At 72.4% G+C, this 25,313-nt stretch carries 21 protein-coding genes; 5 read left to right on the top strand and 16 right to left on the bottom strand.

The features are described 5' to 3' along the window. Position 1: 1 nt before the first annotated feature. From PED38_RS13775 to PED38_RS13755, 5 genes are all read right to left on the bottom strand, one after another. A complete protein-coding gene (locus PED38_RS13775; protein WP_063072122.1) occupies positions 2-1,783 on the bottom strand; it encodes a peptidoglycan D,D-transpeptidase FtsI family protein in 1,782 nt (593 codons plus the stop codon). Between the two features lie 91 nt (positions 1,784-1,874). Further along, complete coding sequence (locus PED38_RS13770) at positions 1,875-2,549, bottom strand: hypothetical protein (protein WP_270981728.1); 675 nt, start codon at positions 2,547-2,549, stop codon at positions 1,875-1,877. Further along, a complete protein-coding gene (gene rsmH / locus PED38_RS13765) occupies positions 2,546-3,502 on the bottom strand; it encodes a 16S rRNA (cytosine(1402)-N(4))-methyltransferase RsmH (RefSeq protein WP_270981726.1) in 957 nt (318 codons plus the stop codon). The genes PED38_RS13770 and rsmH overlap by 4 nt, the downstream gene beginning before the upstream one ends. A 103-nt stretch (positions 3,503-3,605) precedes the next feature. Further along, positions 3,606-4,037: a division/cell wall cluster transcriptional repressor MraZ gene (gene mraZ, locus PED38_RS13760; RefSeq protein ID WP_063072125.1), complete on the bottom strand. Its 432-nt coding sequence runs from the start codon at positions 4,035-4,037 to the stop codon at positions 3,606-3,608. A 341-nt stretch (positions 4,038-4,378) separates the two neighbouring features. Continuing rightward, the gene (locus tag PED38_RS13755) at positions 4,379-4,771 is read right to left on the bottom strand and encodes a DUF3040 domain-containing protein (RefSeq protein WP_270981724.1); all 393 of its coding nucleotides are present in this window, start codon (positions 4,769-4,771) and stop codon (positions 4,379-4,381) included. A 77-nt stretch (positions 4,772-4,848) separates the two neighbouring features. On the opposite strand from PED38_RS13755, the gene PED38_RS13750 reads away from it, so the two are divergent. Beyond that, entirely contained in the window at positions 4,849-5,970 is a 1,122-nt protein-coding gene (locus PED38_RS13750) for a polyprenyl synthetase family protein (RefSeq protein ID WP_270981723.1), read from the top strand. A gap of 32 nt (positions 5,971-6,002) precedes the next feature. Here the strand turns inward: PED38_RS13750 and PED38_RS13745 are convergent, their stop codons facing one another. Beyond that, complete coding sequence (locus PED38_RS13745) at positions 6,003-6,344, bottom strand: Rv2175c family DNA-binding protein (protein WP_063072127.1); 342 nt, start codon at positions 6,342-6,344, stop codon at positions 6,003-6,005. A gap of 223 nt (positions 6,345-6,567) precedes the next feature. On the opposite strand from PED38_RS13745, the gene PED38_RS13740 reads away from it, so the two are divergent. After that, positions 6,568-7,836 carry a muramidase family protein gene (locus PED38_RS13740; RefSeq protein WP_270981721.1) on the top strand — a complete coding sequence of 423 codons (1,269 nt, stop codon included), beginning with the start codon at positions 6,568-6,570 and terminating at the stop codon, positions 7,834-7,836. 82 nt (positions 7,837-7,918) lie between these two features. Continuing rightward, positions 7,919-9,868 carry a Stk1 family PASTA domain-containing Ser/Thr kinase gene (pknB, locus tag PED38_RS13735; RefSeq protein ID WP_063072129.1) on the top strand — a complete coding sequence of 650 codons (1,950 nt, stop codon included), beginning with the start codon at positions 7,919-7,921 and terminating at the stop codon, positions 9,866-9,868. Positions 9,869-9,962: 94 nt separating this feature from the next. Here pknB and PED38_RS13730 read toward each other — a convergent pair whose 3' ends face one another. From PED38_RS13730 to PED38_RS13720, 3 genes are all read right to left on the bottom strand, one after another. Next, positions 9,963-11,333 carry a class II 3-deoxy-7-phosphoheptulonate synthase gene (locus tag PED38_RS13730; protein WP_063072130.1) on the bottom strand — a complete coding sequence of 457 codons (1,371 nt, stop codon included), beginning with the start codon at positions 11,331-11,333 and terminating at the stop codon, positions 9,963-9,965. Positions 11,334-11,391: 58 nt separating this feature from the next. After that, positions 11,392-12,081, bottom strand: a complete 690-nt coding sequence (locus PED38_RS13725; RefSeq protein WP_053774695.1) for a lysophospholipid acyltransferase family protein — start codon at positions 12,079-12,081, stop codon at positions 11,392-11,394. A gap of 91 nt (positions 12,082-12,172) precedes the next feature. Next, positions 12,173-13,138 (bottom strand): ROK family glucokinase, encoded by a 966-nt coding sequence (locus PED38_RS13720; protein WP_270981719.1) that lies wholly within the window; start codon positions 13,136-13,138, stop codon positions 12,173-12,175. A gap of 132 nt (positions 13,139-13,270) precedes the next feature. On the opposite strand from PED38_RS13720, the gene PED38_RS13715 reads away from it, so the two are divergent. Next, positions 13,271-15,094: an AMP-dependent synthetase/ligase gene (locus PED38_RS13715; protein ID WP_270981717.1), complete on the top strand. Its 1,824-nt coding sequence runs from the start codon at positions 13,271-13,273 to the stop codon at positions 15,092-15,094. Between the two features lie 49 nt (positions 15,095-15,143). Here PED38_RS13715 and PED38_RS13710 read toward each other — a convergent pair whose 3' ends face one another. From PED38_RS13710 to PED38_RS13700, 3 genes are read right to left on the bottom strand one after another with little or no spacing between them, the layout of a single operon-like run. Further along, positions 15,144-15,635, bottom strand: coding sequence for a peptide deformylase (locus PED38_RS13710; protein WP_063072133.1), 492 nt, complete (start codon positions 15,633-15,635; stop codon positions 15,144-15,146). 32 nt (positions 15,636-15,667) lie between these two features. Beyond that, positions 15,668-17,134: a mycothione reductase gene (locus PED38_RS13705; RefSeq protein WP_270981715.1), complete on the bottom strand. Its 1,467-nt coding sequence runs from the start codon at positions 17,132-17,134 to the stop codon at positions 15,668-15,670. 8 nt (positions 17,135-17,142) lie between these two features. Then, entirely contained in the window at positions 17,143-20,550 is a 3,408-nt protein-coding gene (locus tag PED38_RS13700; RefSeq protein WP_270981713.1) for a pyruvate carboxylase, read from the bottom strand. A 77-nt stretch (positions 20,551-20,627) separates the two neighbouring features. Here PED38_RS13700 and PED38_RS13695 point away from each other — a divergent pair, with 77 nt between their 5' ends. Further along, a complete protein-coding gene (locus tag PED38_RS13695) occupies positions 20,628-21,440 on the top strand; it encodes a ParA family protein (protein ID WP_045528295.1) in 813 nt (270 codons plus the stop codon). A gap of 203 nt (positions 21,441-21,643) precedes the next feature. On the opposite strand, the gene PED38_RS13690 is transcribed toward PED38_RS13695, so the two are convergent. The 4 genes from PED38_RS13690 to PED38_RS13675 form a co-directional block, all read right to left on the bottom strand. Beyond that, positions 21,644-22,186: a MerR family transcriptional regulator gene (locus PED38_RS13690; protein ID WP_063072136.1), complete on the bottom strand. Its 543-nt coding sequence runs from the start codon at positions 22,184-22,186 to the stop codon at positions 21,644-21,646. Positions 22,187-22,514: 328 nt separating this feature from the next. Continuing rightward, positions 22,515-23,216 carry a transcriptional regulator FtsR gene (gene ftsR, locus PED38_RS13685; RefSeq protein ID WP_063072137.1) on the bottom strand — a complete coding sequence of 234 codons (702 nt, stop codon included), beginning with the start codon at positions 23,214-23,216 and terminating at the stop codon, positions 22,515-22,517. Next, positions 23,216-23,698: an FHA domain-containing protein gene (locus tag PED38_RS13680; protein WP_063072138.1), complete on the bottom strand. Its 483-nt coding sequence runs from the start codon at positions 23,696-23,698 to the stop codon at positions 23,216-23,218. The genes ftsR and PED38_RS13680 overlap by 1 nt, the downstream gene beginning before the upstream one ends. An 88-nt stretch (positions 23,699-23,786) precedes the next feature. Then, entirely contained in the window at positions 23,787-25,172 is a 1,386-nt protein-coding gene (locus PED38_RS13675) for a cation:dicarboxylate symporter family transporter (protein ID WP_063072139.1), read from the bottom strand. Positions 25,173-25,313 lie beyond the last annotated feature (141 nt).

Below are 25,313 nucleotides of genomic sequence, written 5' to 3'. Positions count from 1 at the left end.
CTCAGTAGGTCGTCGGGAGGTTCGGGGACGGCACGGTGGAGGGGGGCACCCGGTAGGTCTTCAGGACCTGGGACATGATCTTCTGGAAGACCGGGGCCGCGGCCGCCGAGGACTTTATGGTATCCGGATTGGCGAGGCTGATCGACACGACGTACTGGGGGTCCTCGGCCGGAGCCATGCCGGCGATCGAGACCAGGTAGTTCTTGCCGTACTTCCCGTCCGCCTCGGCGACCTGCGCCGTGCCGGACTTCGCGGCCACCCGGTAGCCCGGGATCGTCAGGTCCTTCGAGAGGTGCCCGCTGGTGACGACCGTCTCGAGCATGTTGACCGTGGAGTCGGCGGCCTGGGGCGAGATCACCTGCGAGCCCTCGGCCGACGGCTGGTGCGTCACCGTGCCGTCGGGCTGCTTGCAGCCGGACACGAGCGACAGCGGCAGCTTCACGCCGTGGTTGCCGATGGTCTGGTAGATGCTCGCGACCTGGAGCGCCGTCGTCGTGAGGCCCTGGCCGAACATGGTCGCGTAGTTCGTCTGCGGGTCCCACTGCTGCCACGGGCGCACGAGGCCGCTGCTCTCGCCCGGGAAGCCGATGGCCGTCTTCTCCCCCACGCCGAACGCCTTGAGGTAGTCGTAGCGCTCCGCGGGCGAGAGGCGCTCGCCGAGCGTCGAGATGCCCGTGTTGGAGGAGTCCATGAGGACGCCCGCGAGCGTGAAGCGCAGGTCGGGGTGCACGTAGCTGTCGCTGAGGTTCACGTTCGGCCGCGTGAACGTGTAGGGCGCCACCACGCGGGTGCCGGCGTCGGCCTTGCCCGAGTCGAGGAGACCCGCCGCCGTCACCGCCTTGAGCGTGGACCCGGGCTCGAACGCCAGGCTGAACGCCCGGCTCCCCCGGTCGTCCGGCTTCGTCGCCGCGACGTTGTTGGGGTCGACGGACGGGTACTCGGCGACCGCGAGGACCTTGCCGGTCTTGATCTCGACGATGGTGGCGTGCCCGTAGTCGGCGCCGACCTTGACGGCCTGCTCCGCCACAGCGGTCTGCGCGAAGTACTCGAGGTCGGTGTCGATGTTCGTCATCACGTCGCTGCCGTCCTTGGCCGGCTTCTGCGTGACGGTGCTCCCCGCGATGGCCACGCCGTCGGCGCCGCGCTCGTACGTCTGCGACCCGTCCTCGGCGGCGAGGCAGCTGTCGTACTCCTGCTCGAGGCCGGCCTTCACGCTGCCATCGCCCGCGATGTAGCCGAGGACGCTGCCCGCGATCTGCCCGTTCGGGTACGTGCGGCTGGACACGGGCTGGAAGTAGATCCACGGGATCTTGAGGCCCCGCACCTTGAGGTAGGCGTCCACGTCGAGGCCCTTGGTCACGTAGGCGAAGAGGGACTTGGGGTCCTTGGCCAGCGCGCCCGTGATGATCCCGTGGATCTCCTCGGGCTTCTGCCCCGTGATGGCGGCGAGCTGGGCCTCCGCCTCGGCGAGCGTCACGGCCTCCTTGGCGGGCTTCCCGTCGGCTCCGGTCACGGTGCGGGTGAAGTCGCCGGCCTTCGACGGGTCCATCGTCACGTCGTAGCGCAGCACGCTGCTCGCGAGCACGTTGCCCTCGGCGTCGAAGATGCTGCCGCGCACGCCGGGGAGGGGCTGCTCGATGGCGCGCTTGCCGAGCGCGGCCTCGTTCAGCTCCGTGGCCTGGACCACCTGGATATCGATGAGCTTGACCACGAACACCCCGATGACCGCGAGGATCGCGATGAGGGAGAAGGCGATGCGCCGTCGGTTCGAGATCGTGCTCACTCGGGGATTCCTCTCGGTGCCTGCGGTGCGGTGCTGTGCTCCGTCGGAGCGGTGTCGTGCGGGGGTCGCGCGCCCTCGGCGGGACGTGCGATCAGCGGGTCTTCGGGGTCGGGATCGCCGTGGCCGACGCTAGCCCCGAGGTCGCGCCGTCGGCGGGAGGCGCGCTCGGGGTCCCGGCGGTCACACCGCCGGTGGCCTCGGCCGAGCCGGGGATGGCGGAGCCGGGGTCGACCGCGGCTCCCGCGTCGGGCGACGTCGCCGCCTTCAGCGCCGCGGCCCTCTTCGCGGGGTCGGCCTCGATGGTCAGCGGCACCCCCGCGAGCAGCGAGTTGCCGATGAGCGTGTCCGCGGTGAGCGCCGTCGTGGCGCCGTCCTTCGCCTGCGGCGTGCCCTGGACGGTGCCGTCCAGCGAGAGGAACGAGGGCGAGGCGCTGGCGACCATGCCGAGCGCCTGGGCGTTGCGCGCGAGGTTCTGCGGCGAGGACAGCCGGTCGACGTCCTCCGTGAGCGCCTGGTGCGTGCGGTCGAGCTCCCTCTGCTGCTGCTGCAGCGACGAGATGGCGTAGGCGCCGTCGGACAGCCCGATGGACAGCATGAGCTGGGCGAGCAGGAGGACGAACAGGCCGCCCACCACGATCAGGGCGTAGACCGTGCGCGGACGGGCGCGGCGCTGGTCGCGCGTGGCGACCACCTCGATGTGACGGGACGCGGGCTCGGCGGACGGCCGGATCCGGGGACGCGCGGTCGCGCGTGCTGCATCGGTCATGCGTGTCGCCTCCTGGCTCGTTCGGCGGCGCGCAACCGGACGGATGCGGCGCGGGGGTTGCGGGCGATCTCGTCCTGGTCCGCGAGCTCGGCTCCGCGGACCAGGAGCTTGAGCTCGGGACGGTGCTCGGGCAGCTCCACCGGCAGGCCGACCGGCGCGGTGCTCGTCGACCGCGCGCGCAGCTCGCGCTTCACGATGCGGTCCTCGAGCGACTGGTAGGACTCGACGACCACGCGGCCGCCGACGGCCAGCCGGTCGACGGCGGCGGGCATGGCGCGCGCCAGGACGCTGAGCTCCTGGTTGACCTCGATGCGCAGCGCCTGGAAGACGCGCTTGGCCGGGTGGCCGGCCCGCTGCACCGCCGCGGGCGTCGCCTGCTGGATGATCTCCACCAACCGCGCCGAGGTCGTGATGGGCTCCACCTCGCGCGCTTGGACGATGCGGCTGGCGTAGCGCGGGGCGAGCTTCTCCTCGCCGTAGTCGTAGAAGATGCGGCGCAGCTCGAGCTCGTCGTACTCGGCGACCACCTGCGCGGCCGTCAGGCCCGCCGTGCCGTCCATGCGCATGTCGAGCGGCGCGTCCTGGGAGTACGAGAAGCCGCGCTCCACGCGGTCGAGCTGCAGTGACGAGACCCCGAGGTCGAAGAAGACGCCCTGCACCTCGCCGATGCCGAGACGGTCGAGCGCGCTCCCGATCCCGTCGTAGACGGTGTGCACGAGGTGGACCCGGTCGCCGAACCGCGCGAGCCGCTCCCCCGCGATGGCGAGGGCATCCGGGTCGCGGTCGAGGCCCACGAGACGTAGGCCGGGGAGCGCGTCGAGGAACGCCTCCGAGTGCCCGGCCATGCCGAGCGTGGCGTCGACCAGCACGGCGCCCTCCTCCTGGAGGGCCGGTGCGAGCAGCTCGAGGCAGCGCTCCAGCAGCACGGGGGTGTGGATGTCGTCGAGTGCCATGGCATCCCGATGCCCTGTCCGCGGCTCCTGATCCCCATCCGTCCCGACCTGCCACCGGGGAAGTGCGGCAGGGCGTCGGACGGCTGGGAGTCAGGGGCCGGGGTCAGAACAGGCCGGGGATCACCTCCTCCGCGGTGTCGGCGAACGCGCTCTCGTTGGCGGTGAGGTACTCGTCCCACGTGGCCGCGTCCCAGATCTCGACGCGGCTTCCCGCGCCGATGACCGCGAGCTCGCGGTCGAGGCCCGCGTAGGTGCGGAGGGCCTGCGGGATCGTGATGCGGTGCTGCTTGTCCGGCGTCTCGGCGTTCGCCCCGGACAGGAAGACGCGCATGTAGTCGCGCGCCTGCTTGCTCGCGAGCGGGGCCTGGCGCATGCGGTCGTGCAGCTCCTCGAACTCGCGCGTCGTGAACACGTAGATGCACCGGTCCTGGCCGCGCGTCATCACGACGCCGCCCTCGAGCTCGTCGCGGAACTTCGCGGGGAGGATGAGCCGCCCCTTGTCGTCGAGACGAGGCGAGTGGGTGCCGAGGAACACACCGACACCCCCTGTCTCTCCGGCCGTGGTTCAGGACTTGCTCCACTTTACTCCACAGCCCTCCACCCACCGCTAGGCAGCGCGCGTGAATGTCCGGTTCGCGACCGTGGTTCCCGCTGAACCAGCGGGATCCACGACGGGGAGGGATGTGGAGGGCGAATGCCCGCACGGCGCGCCGCGGGAGCACGACGACGCCCCCGGCCGCGCGGCGAGGCGCGATCGGGGGCGTCAGGGAGCCCGGTGGAGGGCGTCGGGGACGAGAGAAGGGGCCGGCCCCGGGTGCGGGGCCGGCCCCTTCGGGTCGGGTGGAGGGAGGTGGAGGACCCCCGCTCAGGGAGGCGTCAGTCCTGACCGCCCTGGCGCTTCTCCCAGCGCTCGTTGACGCGGTCCATGAAGGAGGACGAGCTGCGCTTGGCGGACGGCCGACGCGCGGGGCCCGGCGAGCCGACGGAGGGCATGGACTCCGAGGAGCCGCCCCGCGGGCTGAAGATGAGGAGCGCCCCGACCATCATGACGGCGAAGCCGAGGACGCCGATGATGGCCAGCTTGGTGATGACGCCCGCGGCCAGGGCGGCGATGCCCAGCACGATGACGAGCACTCCCACGACGACCAGGGTGTAGTTCGGTCTGCTGCGACGGCCGCTGACGGTCGCCACGAAGTCTGCGTCGTTGTGATAGAGGCTTCGCTCCATCTCCTCCAGCAGGCGCTGCTCTTGCTCGGAAAGCGGCATCATGTTCCCCTCAGGCTCGGGACGACGCGTCGATGTTCACCTGTGGATTCTAGCTCCCCACCCCTGGCTAGGCTAGGCGGGTGCCCGAAAGCGACCGCCTCGTCAGCCACGTCCAGACCCGCCTCGACGACTTCCTGGCAGCGCAGGCGGCGGGGCTCCGGGAGATCAGCCCGGATCTGACGCCCGTCCATGAGTTCTCCGCGGATCTGCTGAGAGGCGGCAAGAGGTTCCGGGCGCAGTTCTGCTACTGGGGCTGGCGATCGGTCATCGACCTCGAGCCCTCCCCCGCCGGACGCCCTCCGGGCGCGGAGCGACCGGGCTACCGGGCGGTCGTCGGCGTCGCCGCCGGCCTCGAGGTGTTCCACGCCGCGGCGCTCGTCCACGACGACATCATCGACCGGTCCGACACCCGGCGGGGGCGGCCCGCCGCGCACCGCCGCCTCGAGGCGCTGCACGCCTCCCGCGGGTGGGGCGGATCCTCCGCCGCCTTCGGCGAGGCCGGCGCGATCCTCCTCGGCGACCTCCTCCTCGGGTGGAGCGACGAGCTCCTCATCGACTCGCTGCTGGCGCTGGCGGACGGATCCGCGGCCCGCGCCACCCGCGCCGAGCTGGCGACCATGCGCACGCAGGTCACTCTGGGCCAGTACCTCGACGTCCTGGAGGAGGTGGCGTGGCCCACTGTCGACGAGGACGAGACGCTGGCCCGGGCGCACAACGTGGTCGTCTACAAGTCGGCGAAGTACAGCATCGAGGCGCCGCTGGTCGTCGGGGCGAGCCTGGCCGGCGCATCACCCGAGCAGGTCGCCGCGCTCCGGACCGTCGGCCTGCCCCTCGGCATCGCCTTCCAGCTGCGCGACGACGTGCTCGGGGTCTACGGCGACAGCGCGGTGACGGGCAAGCCGAGCGGCGACGACCTCCGGGAGGGCAAGCGCACCGTGCTCGTGGCGCTCGCCCGGCGACGGCTGCCCGACGGAGTGCGGCGCACCGTGGACGCGCTGCTCGGCGACCCGGAGCTCGACGACGAGCAGATCCGCGTGCTGCAGTCCATCCTCCGGGAGAGCGGCGCGCTCGACGAGGTCGAGGGGATGATCTCCCGCAACGTGCGGGAGTCCCTCGCCGCCCTGCGCGACGCCCCCATCTCGCCGCGGGCGCGCAACCAGCTGGAGCTGCTCGTGGACAGCGTCACCCGCCGCGTCACCTGACGGCGGATGCACGGCGTCCGCGGGTCAGCGGATCAGGCGCTCGCCTGCGCGACGCGGCGGACCTCGGCCTTGCGCCCGGCCAGCAGGGCGTCGATCGGCGCGGCGCCCAGGCTCGGCTCCTCGGTGAGGAGCCAGTCCATCGCCTCGTCGTCGTCGAAGCCGTTGTCCCCGAGGACGATGATCGTGCCGCGCAGCTCGGACAGCGGCTCGCCGTCGCGGAGGAAGACCGCGGGGACCTTCAGCACGCCGTCGAGGCGGACGGCCAGCAGCCTCCGGTCCTCGATGAGCCGGCGCACGCGGCTGACGGTGAGACCCAGGAGGTCGACGAGATCGGGGACGGTCAACCACTCACGGTCGGCATAGGGCTCGTTCACGTGTCACATGCTGGCACGCCCGGAGCGGGAGCGGCCACCGCGGCGGGCGCTCCGGGCTCCCGGCGTCCGCCGTCGACCGGCCCGGGAACTGCCTATCCGCCGAATGCGCGTGTCGCTGATCACTCCAGTCACATCCATCACTTATGTGCACTCCGTGCGCGTTGCGTGTTAACGTGGAACACCTGCATCAGGGAATCGTGCACGACGGCCGGAGTAGACCAACATGCCCATGACCGACACCACCCCTCCTCGCGACCCCCGCCGGTCCTCGGACACCTCCACCGGCCGGACAGCCACCCGCCGCTCCAAGGCGCTGCTGGCCACCATGCCCATCGTGCTGGTGGGGTCGCTCGCGGTGAGCCTCGGCATGGCGTCGCCCGCCGAGGCGGCTCCCGTCAAGCGGGTGCCCAAGGCCAAGTCCGGCCCCTCGCAGACCAAGCTGCCGACCGTCGCGGCGCCCGCCGCCGCCCCGGCCGCCGCGCCCATGGCCGCCACCCCCTCCTCCTACGTGGTCGAGCAGGGCGATACGGTCTCGAGCATCGCGGGGCGCTTCGGCATCTCCACGGCATCCGTCCTCGCGCAGAACGGACTCGGCTGGAAGACGACCATCTTCCCCGGGCAGACGCTCACCCTCGGCGGATCCGGCACCTCCTCGACGACGTCGAGCCCGGCCTCCGCGCCCACGGCAGCCGGCTCCCGCTACACCGTGGTCGCGGGCGACACCGTGACCGGCATCGCCGGCAAGCACGGCGTCTCGACGTCGGCCGTCCTGTCGGCCAACGGGCTGCAGTCCACGAGCAGGATCTTCCCGGGGAACCAGCTGACGATCCCCGGCGGCTCCGCGCCGGCCGCGGCGACCGCCCCCAGCGCCTCGCCCGCCGCCAAGTCCGGGCTGAGCGGCACCTACACGATCGCCACCGGCGACACCCTGCACAGCATCGCGCAGGACGCGGGCGTCACCGTGCAGGACCTGCTCAACGCCAACGGCCTCAACTGGTCGAGCATCATCTACGCGGGCAGCAAGCTGACCATCCCGAACGCCTCCGCGTCGGCCGTCCAGGTCGCCTCGCTGCACGGGACGACGATCATGACGGACGAGATGCGCACCAACGCCCGCATCATCGTCTCGGAGGGGCGGAAGGCGGGAGTCAACGACTACGGCCTGGTCATCGCGCTGGCCACCGCCGCGCAGGAGTCCACGCTCCGCAACCTCGACTGGGGCGACCGCGACTCCATCGGCCTGTTCCAGCAGCGCCCGAGCCAGGGCTGGGGCCAGCCCGCGCAGCTCCACGACCCGCACTACGCGGCGCGGGCGTTCTTCGGCGGCCCCGTCAACCCGAACCCCGGCACCACGCGCGGCCTCCTCGACACCCCCGGGTGGAAGTCGATGACCGTCACGCAGGCCGCGCAGGCGGTGCAGTACTCGGCCTACCCCGACGCGTACGCGAAGTGGGAGGGGTCGGCCTGGGCCTGGCTCGACGAGATCGGCTGACGCAGGCCGCCGTGCGGATCCGCGCCGCGTCGCTCCGGTGTGCCGGGGAGGCCCGGGCATCGGCCATCCCTAGAATCATCCAGTGACCTCCAGCCCGACCGACCCCATGATCGGCCGTCTCCTCGACGGCCGGTACCAGGTCAGATCCCGCATCGCGCGCGGCGGCATGGCCACGGTCTACGTGGCCACCGACCTCCGCCTCGAGCGGCGCGTCGCCGTGAAGGTCATGCACGGTCACCTCGCGGACGACAGCGCGTTCCGCGACCGGTTCATCCAGGAGGCGCGCTCGGCCGCGCGGCTCGCGCACCCGAACGTCGTCAACGTCTTCGACCAGGGCCAGGACTCGGACATGGCGTACCTCGTCATGGAGTACCTGCCCGGCATGACGCTGCGCGAGCTCCTGCAGGAGTACGAGCGGCTGACGCCCGAGCAGACCCTCGACATCCTCGAGGCCGTGCTCTCCGGGCTCGCCGCCGCGCACAAGGCCGGCATCGTCCACCGGGACCTGAAGCCCGAGAACGTGCTGCTCGCGGACGACGGGCGCATCAAGATCGGCGACTTCGGCCTGGCGCGCGCCGTCAGCGCCAACACCGCGACGGGGCAGGCCCTGCTCGGCACGATCGCGTACCTCTCCCCCGAGCTCGTCACCCGTGGCATCGCGGACACCCGCAGCGACATCTACGCCGTCGGCATCATGATGTACGAGATGCTCGCGGGCGAGCAGCCGTTCAAGGGCGAGCAGCCCATGCAGATCGCCTACCAGCACGCCAATGACCAGGTGCCGACGCCGAGCACGACGAACCCGTCGGTGCCCGTGGAGCTCGACGAGCTCGTGCTGTGGGCCACGGCACGGGATCCGGAGCAGCGTCCCCGCGATGCGCGCGCGCTCCTGGACGAGCTCTACGCCGTCCAGAACCGCCTCGACGCACGGTCCGGCGATCCCGCTCCGCTCCAGCGCACCGTCGTCTTCCCCAGCGCCCCGGCGCTGCCGCCCGTCACGACCGGCGAGACGCAGGTCGTGGGCGGCCCGCCCGTGCTGATGCGCGAGGAGGGCGAGCGCACGCAGCCCGACTCCGTGGTCGCTCTCGCGGCCGCCGGCTCGCGGCGCCGCTCGCGCGGGTGGGTCCTGGCCCTCCTCGTCGTCATGCTCGCCGCCCTCGCGGGCGGGACGGGCTGGTACTACGGTCAGGGCCCCGGCGCGCAGGTGCCCGTCCCCCGCGTGACGGCCATGGCCGTCGACGACGCGGCGGGCACGCTGCAGGGTCAGGGCTTCGTCGTGGCGCGCGCGGAGGAGCCGAGCGTCGACGTGGAGGTGGGGCACGTCATCCGCAGCGTCCCGGCCTCGGGCACCCCCGTCGACCAGGGATCCACCGTCACCGTCTACGCCTCCACGGGGCCGCGGCTCCTCCCCGTTCCCGAGGTCGTCGGCGCGGCGGAGGCCGACGCGCGCACCCGCCTGGAGGGAGTCCCCTTCGTCGTCCAGGAGGCGGTGGTCCGGCAGTACGGCGACGCCGCCGAGGGCACGGTCATCCAGGTGCTCGACGCCTCCGGAGCGCCCATCGGCGCGCAGTACCCCGAGCGGCAGGCGGTGACCCTGGTGGTCGCCGCCGGGAAGATCCCCCAGATCAACGGACGCTCGGTCGACCAGGCGAAGGCGACGCTGGCCCAGGCCGGGCTCGTCGGCGAGCCGGGCAAGCAGAGCTTCAGCGACGACGTCGACAAGGGCGAGGTCATCTCCGTCTACGCGCTCGACCAGAACCCGGTGCGCTCCGGCGCCGGCGGCGCTCCCGGCAGCAAGGTGGGCCTCGAGATCTCCAAGGGCCCCGACCTCGTCGCCGTCCCCGCGGTCGTCGGGCTCACGCGGGACGAAGCGAAGGCCGCGCTCGACAAGGCGGGCTTCAAGTACGCCTACTCGGCGTTCTGGGACGCGCTGCCCAACGGCATCACCCGGGTCGCGTCGGCGAGCCCGGAGGCGCAGGCGCTCGCCCGCCGCGGCTCGACGATCAACCTCGGCATCACCGCATCCGGCTAGCCGGGGGCCGCAGCTGCCGACGCTCGCGCACGCGCCGGAGACGACGATGCCCCGTCGCCCTCGTGGGCGGCGGGGCATCGTCGTGCGGGAGCGGTCAGCCGCGCGCGGCGGCCAGCTCCTCGGCGACCAGGAACGCGAGCTCGAGGCTCTGCATGTGGTTGAGGCGCGGGTCGCACAGCGACTCATAGCGCGTGGCGAGCGTCGCCTCGTCGATGTGCTCGGATCCGCCGAGGCACTCGGTGACGTCGTCGCCCGTGAGCTCGATGTGGATGCCGCCCGGGTGCGTGCCCGCCGCGCGGTGGGCCTGGAAGAAGCCCTGCACCTCGTCCACCACGTCGTCGAAGCGCCGCGTCTTGTAGCCGGTGGGCGTGGTGAGGCCGTTGCCGTGCATGGGATCCGTGACCCACAGCGGGTTGGCGTCGGACGCCTTGACGGCCTCGAGCAGGGGCGGCAGCGCGTCGCGGATGCGCCCGGCACCCATGCGCGTGATGAAGGTGAGGCGGCCGGGCTCGCGGTCCGGGTCGAGCTTCTCGATGAGCTCGTGCACGGTCTCGGGCGTCGTCGACGGGCCGAGCTTGACGCCCAGGGGGTTGCGGACGCGGGATAGGAAGTCGACGTGCGCGCCGTCGAGGTCGCGGGTGCGCTCCCCGATCCAGATGAAGTGCGCCGACGTGTTGTACGGCGTGCCGGTGCGCGAGTCGATGCGGGTCATGGGCCGCTCGTAGTCCATGAGGAGGCCCTCGTGGCCGGTGTAGAACTCGACGCGCTTGAGGTCGTCGAAGTCGGCGCCGGCGGCCTCCATGAACTTGATGGCGCGGTCGATGTCGCGGGCGAGGTGCTCGTAGCGCTGGTTCGCGGGGTTCGCGGCGAAGCCCCTGTTCCAGCTGTGCACCTCGCGGAGGTCGGCGAAGCCGCCCTGCGTGAAGGCGCGGATGAGGTTCAGCGTGCTGGCGGCCGTGTGGTACCCCTTCACGAGGCGCGCGGGGTCCGCCGCGCGCGACTCGGGCGTGAAGTCGTAGCCGTTCACGATGTCGCCGCGGTACGCCGGCAGCGTGAGGTCGCCGCGCGTCTCGGAGTCGCTCGAGCGCGGCTTCGCGAACTGGCCGGCCATGCGGCCCATCTTCACGACGGGCATCGCCGCGCCGTACGTGAGGACGACCGCCATCTGGAGGACGGTCTTCACGCGGTTGCGGATCTGGTCGGCCGTGGCGCCCGCGAAGGTCTCGGCGCAGTCGCCGCCCTGGAGGAGGAACGCGCGGCCGTCGGCTGCCGCGGCGAGGCGGCTGCGCAGCTGGTCGACCTCGCCCGCGAAGACGAGCGGCGGGAGCAGGGCGATCTCGGCGCTGGCGGCGTGCACGGCCGCGGCGTCGGGCCAGGCCGGCTGCTGCTTGACCTCGAGCGTGCGCCAGTGGTCGAGGCCCGCGAGGACGTCGGGGTGGGCGGGGACGAGGTGCTCTGAGGCCACGGTGGGATCCCGGTTCGTGTCGTGCGCGTGTGCGCGGTGGAGGCGGTGCGGGAGACGGTCAGCGGGCCGCGCTCGCGCGCTTCTCCTTGACCGAGGTCGCATAGACGTCGACGTACTCCTGGCCGCTCAGCCTCGAGAGCTCGTACATGATCTCGTCGGTGATGGAGCGGAGGATGAAGCGGTCTCCCTCGAGGCCGGCGAACCTACTGAAATCTAGCGGCTCGCCGATGACCACACCAATCCGGCGGACCTTGGGGATGCGCGTGCCGATGGGCATGACCTTCTCCGTGTCGATCATGGCGATCGGGACGACCGGGACCTCGCCCTCGAGGATCATGCGGGCGACGCCCGTGCGCCCGCGGTACATCTTGCCGTCGGGGCTGCGGGTGCCCTCGGGGTAGATGCCGAGCATCCGGCCCTCGGCGAGCACGCGGAGGCCCGTGTTGAGCGACGCCTCGGACGCCTTCCCGCCGGAGCGGTCGATGGGGAGCATGCCGGTGGCCGTGAAGAACATCTTCGTGGCCCAGCCCTTGAGGCCGGTGCCCGTGAAGTAGTCGCTCTTGGCGAGGAAGACGAGGTTGCGGTCCACCAGCAGCGGCAGGAACACCGAGTCGATGAAGGAGAGGTGGTTGCTCGCGAGGATGACGCCGCCCTTGGCGGGGATGTTCTCGAGACCGGTGACCCAGGGGCGGAACGTGCTCCGCAGGAGGGGTCCGGCGACCAGGTTCTTCATGAACCAGTAGAACATCGGGTGGCCACCTTCCGGGCGGGGTCGGGATCCAGCATAGCCAGCGGGGGCCGCGTCGGCCGCCGGGCCTCCGAGGCGAGGACGGCGCGGGTCAGGCCCCGTGGCGCAGCGCGGCCGCATGCAGGCGCGCGAGGTCAGCCGCGCCCACGACGCCCGCGTCGTTCACGAGCTCGGCGATGCGGAACTCGGGCTCCGGGTGGTAGCCGCGCGCCGGCAGGTGCGACAGGTAGGCCTCGCGGATGGGGTCGAGCAGCAGGTCGCCGGCCTGCGCCACGCCGCCGCCGATGACGAACATCTGCGGGTCGAGGATCGCGCCGATGCTCGCCGCGGCCTCCCCGAGCCAGGAGCCGAGGCGTCGCAGGGCCGCGAGGGCACCCGGATCGCCCGCCTGGATCAGGTCGCTGACGTCGTGCCCGGTGAGCGTGCCGACCTCGCGGCGGCGCGCGGCGAGGCCGTCGCCGTGGGTGCCGCCGAGGTCGGCGAGCTCGTTGGCGGTGCGGAGGAGGGCGCGGCCGGATCCGTACTGCTCGATGCAGCCGCGCGCGCCGCAGCCGCACGGCAGGCCGTCGGGCACGACGCGCATGTGGCCGAGCTCGGCACCGGCGCCGAAGCCGCCGCGGAAGAGGCGGTCGTCGGCCACGATCGCGCCGCCGACGCCCGTGCCGATGGTGAGGGTCACCATGTCGCTCACGAGGCGTCCGGCGCCGTAGCGGAACTCCGCCCAACCGGCGGCGTTGGCGTCGTTCTCGATGACGATGGGGAGGTCGATGCGGCGCCGCAGCCGCTCGCGCACGGGCTCGTTGCGCCAGTTGATGTTCGGGGCGTAGTAGACGGTGGACTGCGCGGCGTCGATGAAGCCCGCGGCGGCGACGCCCACGGCGACCGCATCCGGGTGCTCGGCGCGGAGGCCCTCGACCATGGCCACGACCGCCTCGACGATGGCATCGGGGCTGCTCGCCTCGGTGGGCGTGCGGGCCTCGGCCGCGATGGCGCCGAGCTCGTCGACCACGGCTCCCGCGATCTTCGTCCCGCCGATGTCGATCCCGATTGCATGCACGTGGCGGGCCCTTCCGTTGTTCTCGCCTGACGATCCTACCGACGCCCCGGACGCCCCCGTCCGGGGACGAGCGCCCGGCGACCGCGCGACGTTACTGTGGGAACATCCTTTTCCGGTACCGAGGGAGTTGCCGTGGAACAGCACATGATGCCCGCCGCCGTCGAGGCGCGGCCCGACGACAACGTCACCGACGTCCTGGTGCACCGCGTGAGGACGAGCCCCGACGCTCCGCTGTTCGCGCTGCCGGACGGGGACGGCTGGCGCGACGTCACGGCGCGCGAGTTCCATGCCCAGGTGGTCGCCCTCGCGAAGGGGTTCGTCGCCTCGGGCATCGAGCCGGGCGAGCGCATCGGCATGATGTGCCGCACGCGCTACGAGTGGACCCTCGTCGACTTCGCGGTCTTCTTCGCGGGCGCCGTCCTCGTCCCCGTGTACGAGACCTCCTCCCCCGGCCAGGTGCACTGGAACCTGCAGGACTCCGGCAGCGTCGCCGTGATCCTCGAGTCGGCGGAGCACTTCTCCCGCTTCGACGAGGTGCACCCGGACCTCCCCGACGTGCGCCGCGTGTGGCAGATCGACCTCGGCGACCTCGACAAGCTCGCCGAGCGGGGCGTCGACGTGCCGGACGCGGAGATCGAGCGGCGACGGAACCTCGCGGTCGGCTCCGACATGGCGACCCTCATCTACACGTCCGGGACGACGGGCCGGCCGAAGGGCTGCATCCTCACGCACGCCAACTTCGTGGAGCTCGCCCGCAATGCCGAGGTCGCCATGGAGGAGGTCGTGCGGGTTGGCGCGTCGACGCTCCTGTTCATCACGACCGCGCACGTCTTCGCCCGGTTCATCTCGATCCTCAACGTGCAGGCGGGCGTGAAGACCGGGCACCAGGCCGACACGACGCAGCTGCTGCCCGCGCTCGCGTCCTTCAAACCGACGTTCCTCCTCGCCGTGCCGCGCGTGTTCGAGAAGGTCTACAACTCCTCCGAGCAGAAGGCGGAGGGAGCCGGCCGCGGCAAGGTGTTCCGGAAGGCCGCCGAGGTCGCGTACGCGCACTCCGTGGCGGTCGACGCCGGGCGCGTGCCCTTCGCGCTGAAGGCCCAGTACAGGCTCTTCGACGCGCTCGTGTACTCCAAGATCCGACAGGCGATGGGCGGGCGCGTGCGCTTCGCGGTGAGCGGATCCGCACCCCTCGGCCTCCGCCTCGGGCACTTCTACCGGTCGCTCGGCCTCACGATCCTCGAGGGCTACGGCCTCACGGAGACCACGGCGCCCGTCAGCGTGAACCTCGTGAAGGGCTTCCGCATCGGCACGGTCGGCCCGGCGCTGCCCGGCGTCGCGACGCGGATCACCGACGAGGGCGAGATCGAGGTCAAGGGCGTCAACGTCTTCGACGGCTACTGGCAGGACGAGGAGGCGACGGCGGAGGTCTTCGACGACGGCTGGTTCCGCACGGGCGACCTCGGCAGCTACGACGCCGACGGCTACCTGACGATCACGGGCCGCAAGAAGGAGATCATCGTGACCGCCGGCGGCAAGAACGTGGCGCCCGCCGCGCTCGAGGACCCGATCCGCGCGAACCCGCTCGTCGGGCAGGTCGTGGTGGCGGGCGACCGGCGGCCGTTCATCTCGGCGCTCATCACGCTGGACCCCGAGATGCTCAAGGTGTGGCTGGCGAACAACGGCCAGGACCCGGCGCTGACGCTCGAGCAGGCGTCGCAGAACCCGGCCGTGCTCGCCGAGGTGCAGCGGGCGGTCGACGCGGCGAACGCGACGGTGTCGCGCGCGGAGTCGATCCGGAAGTTCGTCGTGCTGCCGGTGGAGCTGACGGAGGCGGCCGGGCACCTGACGCCGAAGCTCAGCATCAAGCGCCAGGTGGTGCTCGACGCGTTCGCCGACGTGATCACGCGGATCTACGAGGCAGCGCCGACCACCGAGGGGCACTCGCTGGTGCACTGACCGGCGTCGTCGGCCCGCGCGAGCGCGCGGGTCGACGGATCGGCGCGGGTCAGAACCAGCCGGACTCGCGGACCTGCTTCATGGCCTCGCGGCGGCGCTGCTTGTCGAGCCGGTCGAGGTACACCAGGCCGTCGAGGTGGTCGACCTCGTGCTGGAAGGCCTGGGCGAGCACGCCCGTGCCCTCGAGGCGCACCGGCTCCCCGTCGAGGTCGATGCCGCTGATCACGGCCTCGGGGTGGCGCATCGTGGGGAACCAGAGGCCCGGCACGGAGAGGCAGCCCTCGTCCACGAGCACGGCCTCGCCGCGCAGCTCCTCGATGACCGGGTTGAGGATGTAGCCGAAGGACGGCCCCACGTTGTAGCTGAAGGCCCGGAGGTTCACGCCGATCTGGGCGGCGGCCACGCCGGCGCGGCCGTCCGGCCGCACGCTGTCGAGGAGGTCCTCGACCAGGGCGCGCACGCCCTCGTCGATCTCGTGGATCTCCGAGGAGACGGTCTTCAGCACCGGATCGCCGAAGAGGCGGATCTGTCGTTCAGTCATTCTCTGCTTCCGTGGGTCCTGCGGGCCGGCGGTCAGGGTCGATCGGCGCCCGCGGGCGCGAGGCCCGCTCCATTCTCGCGTGCCCAGTCGGACACGGCCGACTCGGCGGCCAGCAGCGCGTTCTCGACGACCTCGGTGACGGCCGGGTGCGGCCAGTACTGCGCGCGGGCGAGGCCCGTGACGCGGTGGCCGAGGCTCGCGGCCGTGAGGAGCGGCTGGATCAGCGCCGCGGAGTCCGAGCCGATGATGTGCGCGCCGAGGATCGTGCCGCCGTCGCGCGGATCCACCACGAGCTTGCAGAACGACGTCGTGTCCTCGAGGGCCCACCCCCACGCCGTGGACGAGTAGGGCTGCTCGATCGTGACGACGGGCCCCGCCGCGCGCGCCTCCGCCTCCGTCAGGCCGAACGAGCCGATCTGCGGGCGCGAGAAGACCGCCTGCGGGACGGGCCCGGGAGCGCCGCCGGTGAGGTCGTCCGGGTGCAGCAGGTTGTGCTGCACCACGCGCGCCTGGTGGTTGGCCACGTGCTTGAGCTGGTGCTCGGCGCTGATGTCGCCGAGCGCGAACACGCCGGGCACGGGCTCGCCGCCGGCGAGCACGCGCTGCCGCTCGTCGACCACGATGCGGCCGTCCGCGCGCAGATCGTAGCCCGCGTTCGCGACCGCGAGGGTGTCGGTGTTGGGGACGCGGCCCAGCGCGACGAGCACGGCCTCGGTCTCGACCAGGTGGCCGGACGCGAGCCGCGAGCGGAGCACGTCGCCGTCGCGCTCGATCTCCTCCACCTCGCAGTCGGTGATGACGTCCCACTGCGTGCGCGCGAGCGTCGTGAAGCGCGTCGAGATGTCGGCGTCGAGGTTGCCGAGCAGGTGCGCGGACCGGGCGACCTGGGTCACGCGCACGCCCAGGTGGCTGAAGACGTGCGCGAACTCGGCGGCGACGTAGCCGCCGCCCACGATGAGGAGCGAGGCGGGGAGCTCGGCGATGCGCATGATGGAGTCGGAGTCGTGGATCGCCGGGTCCGGCGCGTACACGGCCGCCAGCGGGCGGGGTCGGGACCCCGCGGCGAGCACGACGCGGTCCGCCAGGATCCGCTGCCCGCTCGCCGACACGAGCACGCCCGGCGCCTCGAAGCCCACGCTCTCGCGCAGCAGCGTCACGTTCTCCATGCCGCTCTCGCGCCACTCGCGGCCGCCCTCGCTGATGGCGTCGACGCGGCCGAACACGCGCGCGGCGATGGCCGGCCAGTCGACGGCGTCGACCGACGCGCGGACGCCGAGCGCCGCGCCGTCGCGGGCCGCGGCGGCGACGTCGGCCACGTGCACGAGCATCTTCGTGGGGATGCAGCCCGCGTTGAGGCAGGTGCCCCCGAAGTGCTCCCCGTCGTCGACGAGGAGCACGCGCTGGTCGGCGAAGCGCTCGTCGACGATGGAGTTGCCGGATCCGGCCCCCACGATCACGAGGTCGTAGCGCTCGTCCTGCATCCGGTCCGTGTCGGTCATCCCGTGCCTCACTCCTCGATCTCGACGACGACGAGCAGGTCGCCCGCGTCGACCTGCTGCGTGGTCGGCACCGCGAGGCGCGCGACGCGTCCCGCGACGGGCGACGTGATGGCCGCCTCCATCTTCATGGCCTCGATGGACGCCACCGGCTGACCGGCCACCACCCGGTCGCCCGGCTCGACCTTGAGCGTCACGACGCCGGAGAACGGCGCGGACACGTGGCCGGGACGCGACGCGTCCCCCTTCTCGGCGACGGCGGTCGTGACGGCGATGCCGCGGTCCCGCACGAAGACGGGCCGCAGCTGGCCGTTCATCACGGCGAGGAGCGTGCGCATGCCCGACGCGTCGGCGTCTCCCACGGCCTCGAGGCCGATGAGCACGTCGACGCCCCGGCTGATCCGCACGACGTGCTCCCGGCCCTGGCGCAACCCGTAGAGGTAGTCCTCCGTGTCGACCACGGACAGGTCGCCGAACAGCCCCCGGATGGTCTCGAACTGCTCCGTCGGCTGCGGGAAGAGCAGGCGGTTCAGCGCCCGCCGGCGGTCCGCGCCGGGCATCTCGAGCGCGCGCCGGTCGTCGTCGGAGAGCGGCGTGATCCCGATGCGCACGTCGCGGCCCCGCAGCACGCGCGTGCGGAAGGGCTCCGGCCAACCGCCCGGCAGGTCGCCCAGCTCGCCGGCCATGAAGCCGATGACCGAGTCCGGGATGTCGTAGTCGCCGGGGTTCCGCTCGAAGTCGGCCGGGTCGGCCTTCGCCGCCGCCAGCTGGAGCGCGAGGTCGCCGACCACCTTCGACGACGGCGTGACCTTCGGGATGCGGCCGAGGATCCGGTCGGCCGCGGCGTACATGTCCTCGATGAGCTCGAAGTCGTCGGCGAGCCCCAGCGCGATGGCCTGCTGCCGCAGGTTGGAGAGCTGGCCGCCGGGGATCTCGTGCCGGTACACGCGCCCGGTCGGGCCGGGCAGCCCGGACTCGAAGGGCCGGTACATGCGCCGGACCGCCTCCCAGTAGGGCTCGAGGTCGCTCACCGCATCGAGGGAGAGGCCGGTGTCGCGCTCCGTGTGCGCGAGCGCGGCGACGAGGGCGGACGCGGACGGCTGGCTCGTGGTGCCCGACATGGGCGCGCTCGCGACGTCGACCGCGTCCGCCCCGGCGCGGCTGGCGGCGAGCAGCGTGGCGAGCTGTCCGCCCGCCGTGTCGTGGGTGTGCACGTGCACGGGCAGCTCGAACTCCCGGCGCAGCGCCGTGACGAGCCGCTCGGCGGCGGCCGGCCGGAGGAGGCCCGCCATGTCCTTGATCGCGAGGACGTGCGCCCCGGCGGCGACGCTGCGCTCCGCGAGGCGCAGGTAGTGGTCGAGCGTGTAGAGGTCCTCCGCCGGGTCGAGCAGGTTCCCCGTGTAGCAGAGCGCGACCTCCGCGACCGTGGTGCCGGTGGCGAGCACGGCGTCGATGGCGGGGCGCATCCGCTCGACGTCGTTGAGCGCGTCGAAGATCCGGAACACGTCCACTCCCGTGGCCGCGGCCTCCTCGACGAACGCGTCGGTGACCTCGGCCGGATACGGGGTGTAGCCGACCGTGTTGGCGCCGCGCAGCAGCATCTGGATCGCGACGTTGGGCAGGGCCTCGCGGAGCGACGCCAGGCGCTCCCACGGGTCCTCGCCGAGGAAGCGGAGGGCCACGTCGTAGGTGGCGCCGCCCCAGGCCTCGACCGACAGCAGCTCGGGCGTCATGCGCGCCACGTACGGCGCGACGGCCACGAGGTCGCGCGTGCGGACGCGCGTCGCGAGCAGCGACTGGTGCGCGTCGCGGAACGTCGTCTCGGTGACCGCGAGGGCCGTCTGCGCACGGAGCGCCGAGGCGAAGCCCGTGGGACCGAGCTCGAGCAGGCGCTGGCGGGATCCGGCGGGCGCGGGCCGCCGCAGGTCGAGCGCGGGCAGCTTGTCGGCGGGACGCGGCGTGCCGGGCCGCGGGCCGTTCGGCTGGTTCACCGTCACGTCGGCCAGCCAGTTGAGGATCTTCGTCCCGCGGTCCTGGGAGACGTTGCTCCGCACGAGCCCCGGCCGCTCGTCGATGAAGGACGTGCTGAGATCGCCCGCCTGGAACTGCGGGTCGTCGAGCACGGCCTGGAGGAAGGGGATGTTGGTGGAGACCCCGCGGATCCGGAACTCGGCGAGGGCCCGCTTCGCGCGCGTCACCGCCGACGGGAAGTCGCGGCCGCGGCACGTGAGCTTGGCGAGGAGGGAGTCGAAGTGCGGGCTGATCTGCGCCCCGGTGGCGACCGTGCCGCCGTCGATGCGGATGCCGCCGCCGCCCGGCGAGCGGTAGGACGTGATCTTCCCCGTGTCGGGCCGGAAGCCCTGCGCCGGGTCCTCCGTGGTGATGCGGCACTGCAGCGCCGCGCCGCGCAGCACGATGTCCCCCTGGTGCAGACGGAGGTCGGCGAGCGTCTCCCCCGCGGCGATGCGCATCTGCGACTGCACGAGGTCGACGTCGGTGACCTCCTCGGTGACCGTGTGCTCGACCTGGATGCGCGGGTTCATCTCGATGAAGACGTGCTGGCCCTTCCGCGGGCCGTCCGTGTCGAGCAGGAACTCGACGGTCCCCGCGTTGACGTAGCCGATGCTCCGCGCGAACGCGACGGCGTGCGCGTGCATCGCGTCGCGGATCCCCGGGTCGAGGTCGGGCGCGGGCGCGATCTCCACGACCTTCTGGTGGCGGCGCTGCACCGAGCAGTCGCGCTCGAAGAGGTGGACGGTCTCCCCCGTCGCGTCGGCCAGGATCTGCACCTCGATGTGCCGGGGCCGCAGCACCGCCTGCTCGAGGAACATGGTGGGGTCCCCGAAGGCGCTATCCGCCTCGCGCATGGCGGCGCGCAGCGCCTCCTCGAGGTCCTCCGGGCGCTCGACCCGGCGCATGCCGCGTCCGCCGCCGCCCGCCACGGCCTTCGCGAAGATCGGGAAGCCGATCGCCTCCGCCTGCTCGAGCAGCAGGTCGACGTCGGTCGACGGCGGCGTCGACGCGAGGACGGGGACGCCCGCCGCGGTCGCGTGCTCCTTGGCCGTGACCTTGTTGCCTGCCATCTCCAGCACGTCCGAGCCGGGTCCGATGAAGACGATGCCGGCCGCGGCGGCCGCCCGTGCCAGCCCGGGGTTCTCGGACAGGAAGCCGTAGCCCGGGTAGATGGCGTCGGCGCCCGACTCGACGGCCACCCGGATGATCTCGTCGACGTCGAGGTACGCCCGGACCGGGTGCCCCTCCTCGCCGATGAGGTACGCCTCGTCCGCCTTGAGCCGGTGCAGGGAGCCACGGTCCTCGTGCGGGTACACGGCCACGGTGCGGGCGCCGAGCTCGACCGCGGCGCGGAACGCCCGGATCGCGATCTCCCCCCGGTTGGCGACGAGGATCTTCGTGAACATGGCGGGCCTCTCGTCGGCAGGGCTTCGGGGGCGACGCGTTTAGGTTCTCCCAGAGTATCGACGGTAGCCTCTCCCTCGTGCATGTACTGAGCGTCAGCTCCCTCAAGGGGGGCGTGGGAAAGACCACAGTGACCCTGGGACTGGCGTCCGCCGCCTTCTCCCGCGGCTTGAGGACCCTCGTGGTCGACCTCGACCCGCAAGCCGACGTCTCGACGGGCATGGACATCCAGGTCGCCGGCCACCTCAACGTCGCCGACGTGCTCGCCTCCCCCAAGGAGAAGATCGTCCGCGCGGCCATCGCGCCGAGCGGCTGGACCAAGGGCCGCACGGGCACCATCGACGTCATGATCGGCAGCCCGTCCGCCATCAACTTCGACGGGCCGCACCCGAGCATCCGCGACATCTGGAAGCTCGAGGAGGCCCTCGCCAACGTCGAGGCCGACTACGACCTCGTGCTCATCGACTGCGCTCCCTCGCTCAACGCCCTCACGCGCACCGCGTGGGCCGCGAGCGACCGCGTCACCGTCGTCACCGAGCCCGGCCTGTTCTCCGTCGCGGCCGCCGACCGCGCGTTGCGCGCCATCGAGGAGATCCGCCGCGGCCTCTCGCCGCGCCTGCAGCCGCTCGGCATCATCGTCAACCGCGCACGCGTCCAGTCGCTCGAGCACCAGTTCCGCATCAAGGAGCTCCGCGACATGTTCGGTCCCCTCGTGCTCAGCCCCCAGCTGCCCGAGCGCACATCGCTCCAGCAGGCGCAGGGTGCGGCCAAGCCGCTGCACGTGTGGCCCGGCGAGAGCGCGCAGGAGATGGCGCGCAACTTCGACCAGCTGCTCGAGCGCATCATGCGCACGGCGAAGATCGGCGACTACGCGGAGAACGCCGCACGCTGACCCGCTCGCTCCCGGATCGCCGCTCCTCGTCGAGGGGCGGCGTTCGTCGTCCGGGCGGCCGGGCGGCCTCGGCCACGCCGCCCCCCCGTCCAACCGGAGCGTCGAGCGGCCGGACGCGAGCACGGCGTGACGCCCCGCGGCGGATGGCGCGCGGGAGGAGCGGCCTCCCGGAGCGGAAGCCGGCGCGGGGCGGACGCTCGGGTCTAGGAGGCCCGGACGGCGCGACGGGCGGCGAGCTCGTCGGTGGGGTCGACGGTCTGCGTGTCGATCTCGACGAGGGAGTGCTCGACCTCGCGGAGCACCTTGCCCACCGCGATGCCGAAGACGCCCTGGCCGCGGCTCACGAGGTCGATGACCTCGTCGTTGCTGGTGCAGAGGTAGACGCTGGCGCCGTCGCTCATGAGCGTCGTCTGGGCGAGGTCGACGACGCCGGACTCGCGGAGCTGGTTCACCGCGGTGCGGATCTGCTGCAGCGAGATGCCCGTGTCGAGGAGGCGCTTGACGAGCTTGAGGACGAGGATGTCGCGGAAGCCGTACAGGCGCTGCGTGCCGGAGCCGGAGGCCCCGCGGACGGTGGGCTCGACGAGGCCGGTGCGGGCCCAGTAGTCGAGCTGGCGGTAGGTGATCCCGGCGGCGCGGGCGGCGACGGCACCGCGGTAGCCGGCGCTCGCGTCCATCTCGGGGAGGCCGTCGGTGAAGAGCAGACCGAGGTCGTAGCGCCCGGAGTCCGGGGTGGAGTCGCTCATCGTTCTGCCTTCCACCCCCCAGCGCGGGTCCCGGAGGGGAGCGTGCGCTGATGCGGGTCGGTTCGTCGGGGTCGTGCTCTCACGGTAGCGGGGCCCACGGGCCCGAGCAACGACATCCGGCCTGAGCGCCCGGCGTGTCGTCCCGGCCCGCCCCGCGCCCCCATCGGGGGCGCCTGTCGGCCGGCGCCGCTCGGATCCTCCCGACGGACGGGCGTCCCGAGCGGACACGCCAGTCTACGGGCCGGGGCGGTCCGCGCGCGCCCCGTCGGAGGAGGAGGAGCGCCGATGCGGGACGCCGCGGGATGCCCGCAGCGATCTCCGGGGGCGCTCAGGAGGAGAGGCGGCCCAGAGCCGAGCGGATGAGGCTGCCGCGCACCACCTCGAGCTGCGTCGCGATCTCGCGCGCGAGCTCGGCGGCGTGCGCCCGGCTCGACGCGTCCCGGCGCCGGGAGACCGGCACGAGCGCCGACTCGATGAGGCTCAGCTCGCGCTCCGCCGCCTGGCGGAAGCCGCGGAGGTGGCGGGGCTCGATGCCCGTGCGCTGCAGCTCGACGAGCGCGCGCATGACCTGCACCGCCTCCTCGCCGTAGACCTCGGCCGGCACGAGCACGCCCGCGGTGATCGCGTCGCCGAGGAGCGGGGCCGTCGCGCCGGACTCGCGCACGAGCTCGGCGCGGTTGAAGCGCCGCTCCTGGTCGAGCATGGAGGCGGCGGGCGCGGTGGCCGCGCCGGGGAGCGCGGGCGACAGGCCGGCGTCGAGGTCGCGCAGGTAGGAGCGGATGACCTTCAGCGGGAGGTAGTGGTCGCGCTGCATGCCGAGCACCGTGCGGAGGCGCTCGACGTCGGCCGGGCTGAACTTGCGGTAGCCGGACTCCGTGCGGGAGGGCTGCACGAGGCCCTGCTCCTCGAGGAAGCGGAGCTTGCTGTTGGTGAGGTCGGGGAACTCCGGCGTGAGCCGTGCGAGCACCTGCCCGATGCTGAGGAGTCCGGGGGTGCGGGCGGGCGTCGACCGGGCGGCGGACGCCGGCACTACTCGATCGTCCGGCCGACGAGGTCGGCGCGCGAGGCGTAGAACGTGAGGCGGAACTTGCCGACCTGGACCTCGGCGCCGTCCTGCAGCAGGGCGGTGTCGATGCGGACGCCGTCGAAGTACGTGCCGTTCAGCGAGCCGAGGTCCTTGACCTGGAACGTGGTGCCCTCGCGCACGAACTCCGCATGACGACGCGAGACGGTGACGTCGTCGAGGAAGATGTCGGCGTCCGGGTGGCGCCCCGCGACGGTGACGTCGGCGTCGAGGAGGAAGCGCGCGCCCTGGTTCGGTCCGCGGCGGACCACGAGGAGCGCGGATCCGGACGGGAGCGCCGTGACGGCGTCCTTCTCGTCCGCGGAGACTCCGCCGTCGAGGCCCGCGAGCGCGGCCCCCAGCTCGTCCCGGAAGGTGGCCGTGGTGTCCGTGCTCGTGTACTGCTCGGGCACGCGCGTGGCGCCGTGACCCTCTTCGCGTGCATCCATGGTCGTACCTCCTGTGACCTCACAGCGTAACGGATCGGACACGCTCGGGACCACGCCGGGATGGCCCCGGCGCCACCCCGACCGGGTGTCACCGGGTGGTGCCGCGGGCGTCGTCGCCGAGGTCGCCGGAGCGCGTGACGTCGGCCTCGAGGGCCTGCGCCGGCGCCTTCTGGGCGGCCCCGTGCTCGGTGCCCATGCTCTTCTCGTCGAACGGGTCGCCGCCGCCGAGGACGAGGGCCACGCGGTCGGCGTCGATGCCGCGGGTCCAGGTGCCGATGAGGATGGTCGCGACCGCGTTGCCGGTGAAGTTCGTGAGGGCGCGCGCCTCCGACATGAAGCGGTCGATGCCCACGATGAGGCCGACGCCGTCCACCAGATCGGGGCGGTGCGACTGGAGGCCGCCGGCCAGCGTCGCGAGGCCGGCGCCCGTGACGCCCGCGGCGCCCTTCGACGCGATGATCATGAACACCAGCAGCGAGACCTGCTCGCCGAGCGCCAGCGGGCTGCCCAGCGCGCTCGCGATGAAGAGCGACGCCATCGTGAGGTAGATGGCCGTGCCGTCGAGGTTGAACGAGTAGCCCGTGGGGACGGTGATCCCGACGACGGGCTTCGAGACGCCGACGTGCTCCATCTTCGCGATGAGGCGGGGCAGCGCGACCTCGGACGACGAGGTCGAGACGATGAGGAGGTACTCGCGGCCGAGGTACCGCATCAGCTTGAAGATGCTGACCCGGGCGACGAACCAGAGCAGCGTGCCCAGCACCACGACGATGAAGAGCGCGCACGTGATGTAGAAGCCGATCATGAGCGTCGCGAGGCTGATGACCGCCTGGAACCCGGTGGCCCCGACGACCGCCGCGATGGCGCCGAACGCGCCGATCGGGGCGACCCACATGACCATGCTGAGGATCCGGAACACCAGGATCTGGATGTTGCGGATGCCCTCCAGCACCGGCTCGCCGCGCGTGCCGAGCTGCTGCAGCGCGAAGCCGACGAGGAGCGCCACGAACAGGGTCTGCAGGATGCTGCCCGAGGTGAGCGACGACAGCAGCGACGTGGGGATGATCGAGAGGAGGAAGTCCTTCTCGCCCGTCGCCTCGGTCGAGCCCTCCGGCGCCCGCAGGCCCCGGAGGTCGAGGCCCTCGCCCGGGTGGATGAGGTTGCCGACCACCATGCCGATCGCGAGCGCGAACGTCGACATGACGATGAAGTACAGGAGCGCGAGCCCGCCGACGCGGCCGACCGTGGCGGCCTTCGCGACCGAGCCGACGCCGAGCACGATGGTGCAGAAGATGATGGGCGCGATCATCATCTTGATGAGCGCGACGAACGCGTCGCCGACGGGCTTGAGGGCCACGCCCGCCTCGGGGGCGACGAGCCCGACCGTGACGCCGAGGATCACCGCCACGATGACGGCGATGTAGAGGTAGTGCTGGCGGTCCAGGCGGCGGAGCGCGGCGATCGGGTTGGTCATGGGACGTCCTTGTCTCGTGAGCGGGGCAGGGCACGGGGTGCGCTGCGCCGGGTACCCGTCAGGATCGCGCAGGCGCGGCCGAACCCCGGCGTTGTGTTCATAATGTTCCTGCCGGGGTGACCGCCGCGGAGGCGAGGAGGC

Origin of the sequence: Clavibacter sp. CT19, assembly GCF_027858075.1 — a bacterium.
Lineage (GTDB): Bacteria > Actinomycetota > Actinomycetes > Actinomycetales > Microbacteriaceae > Clavibacter > Clavibacter tessellarius_A.
The sequence above is the reverse complement of the archived record's forward strand: the minus strand, read 5'-3'. Positions and strand labels throughout refer to the sequence as shown.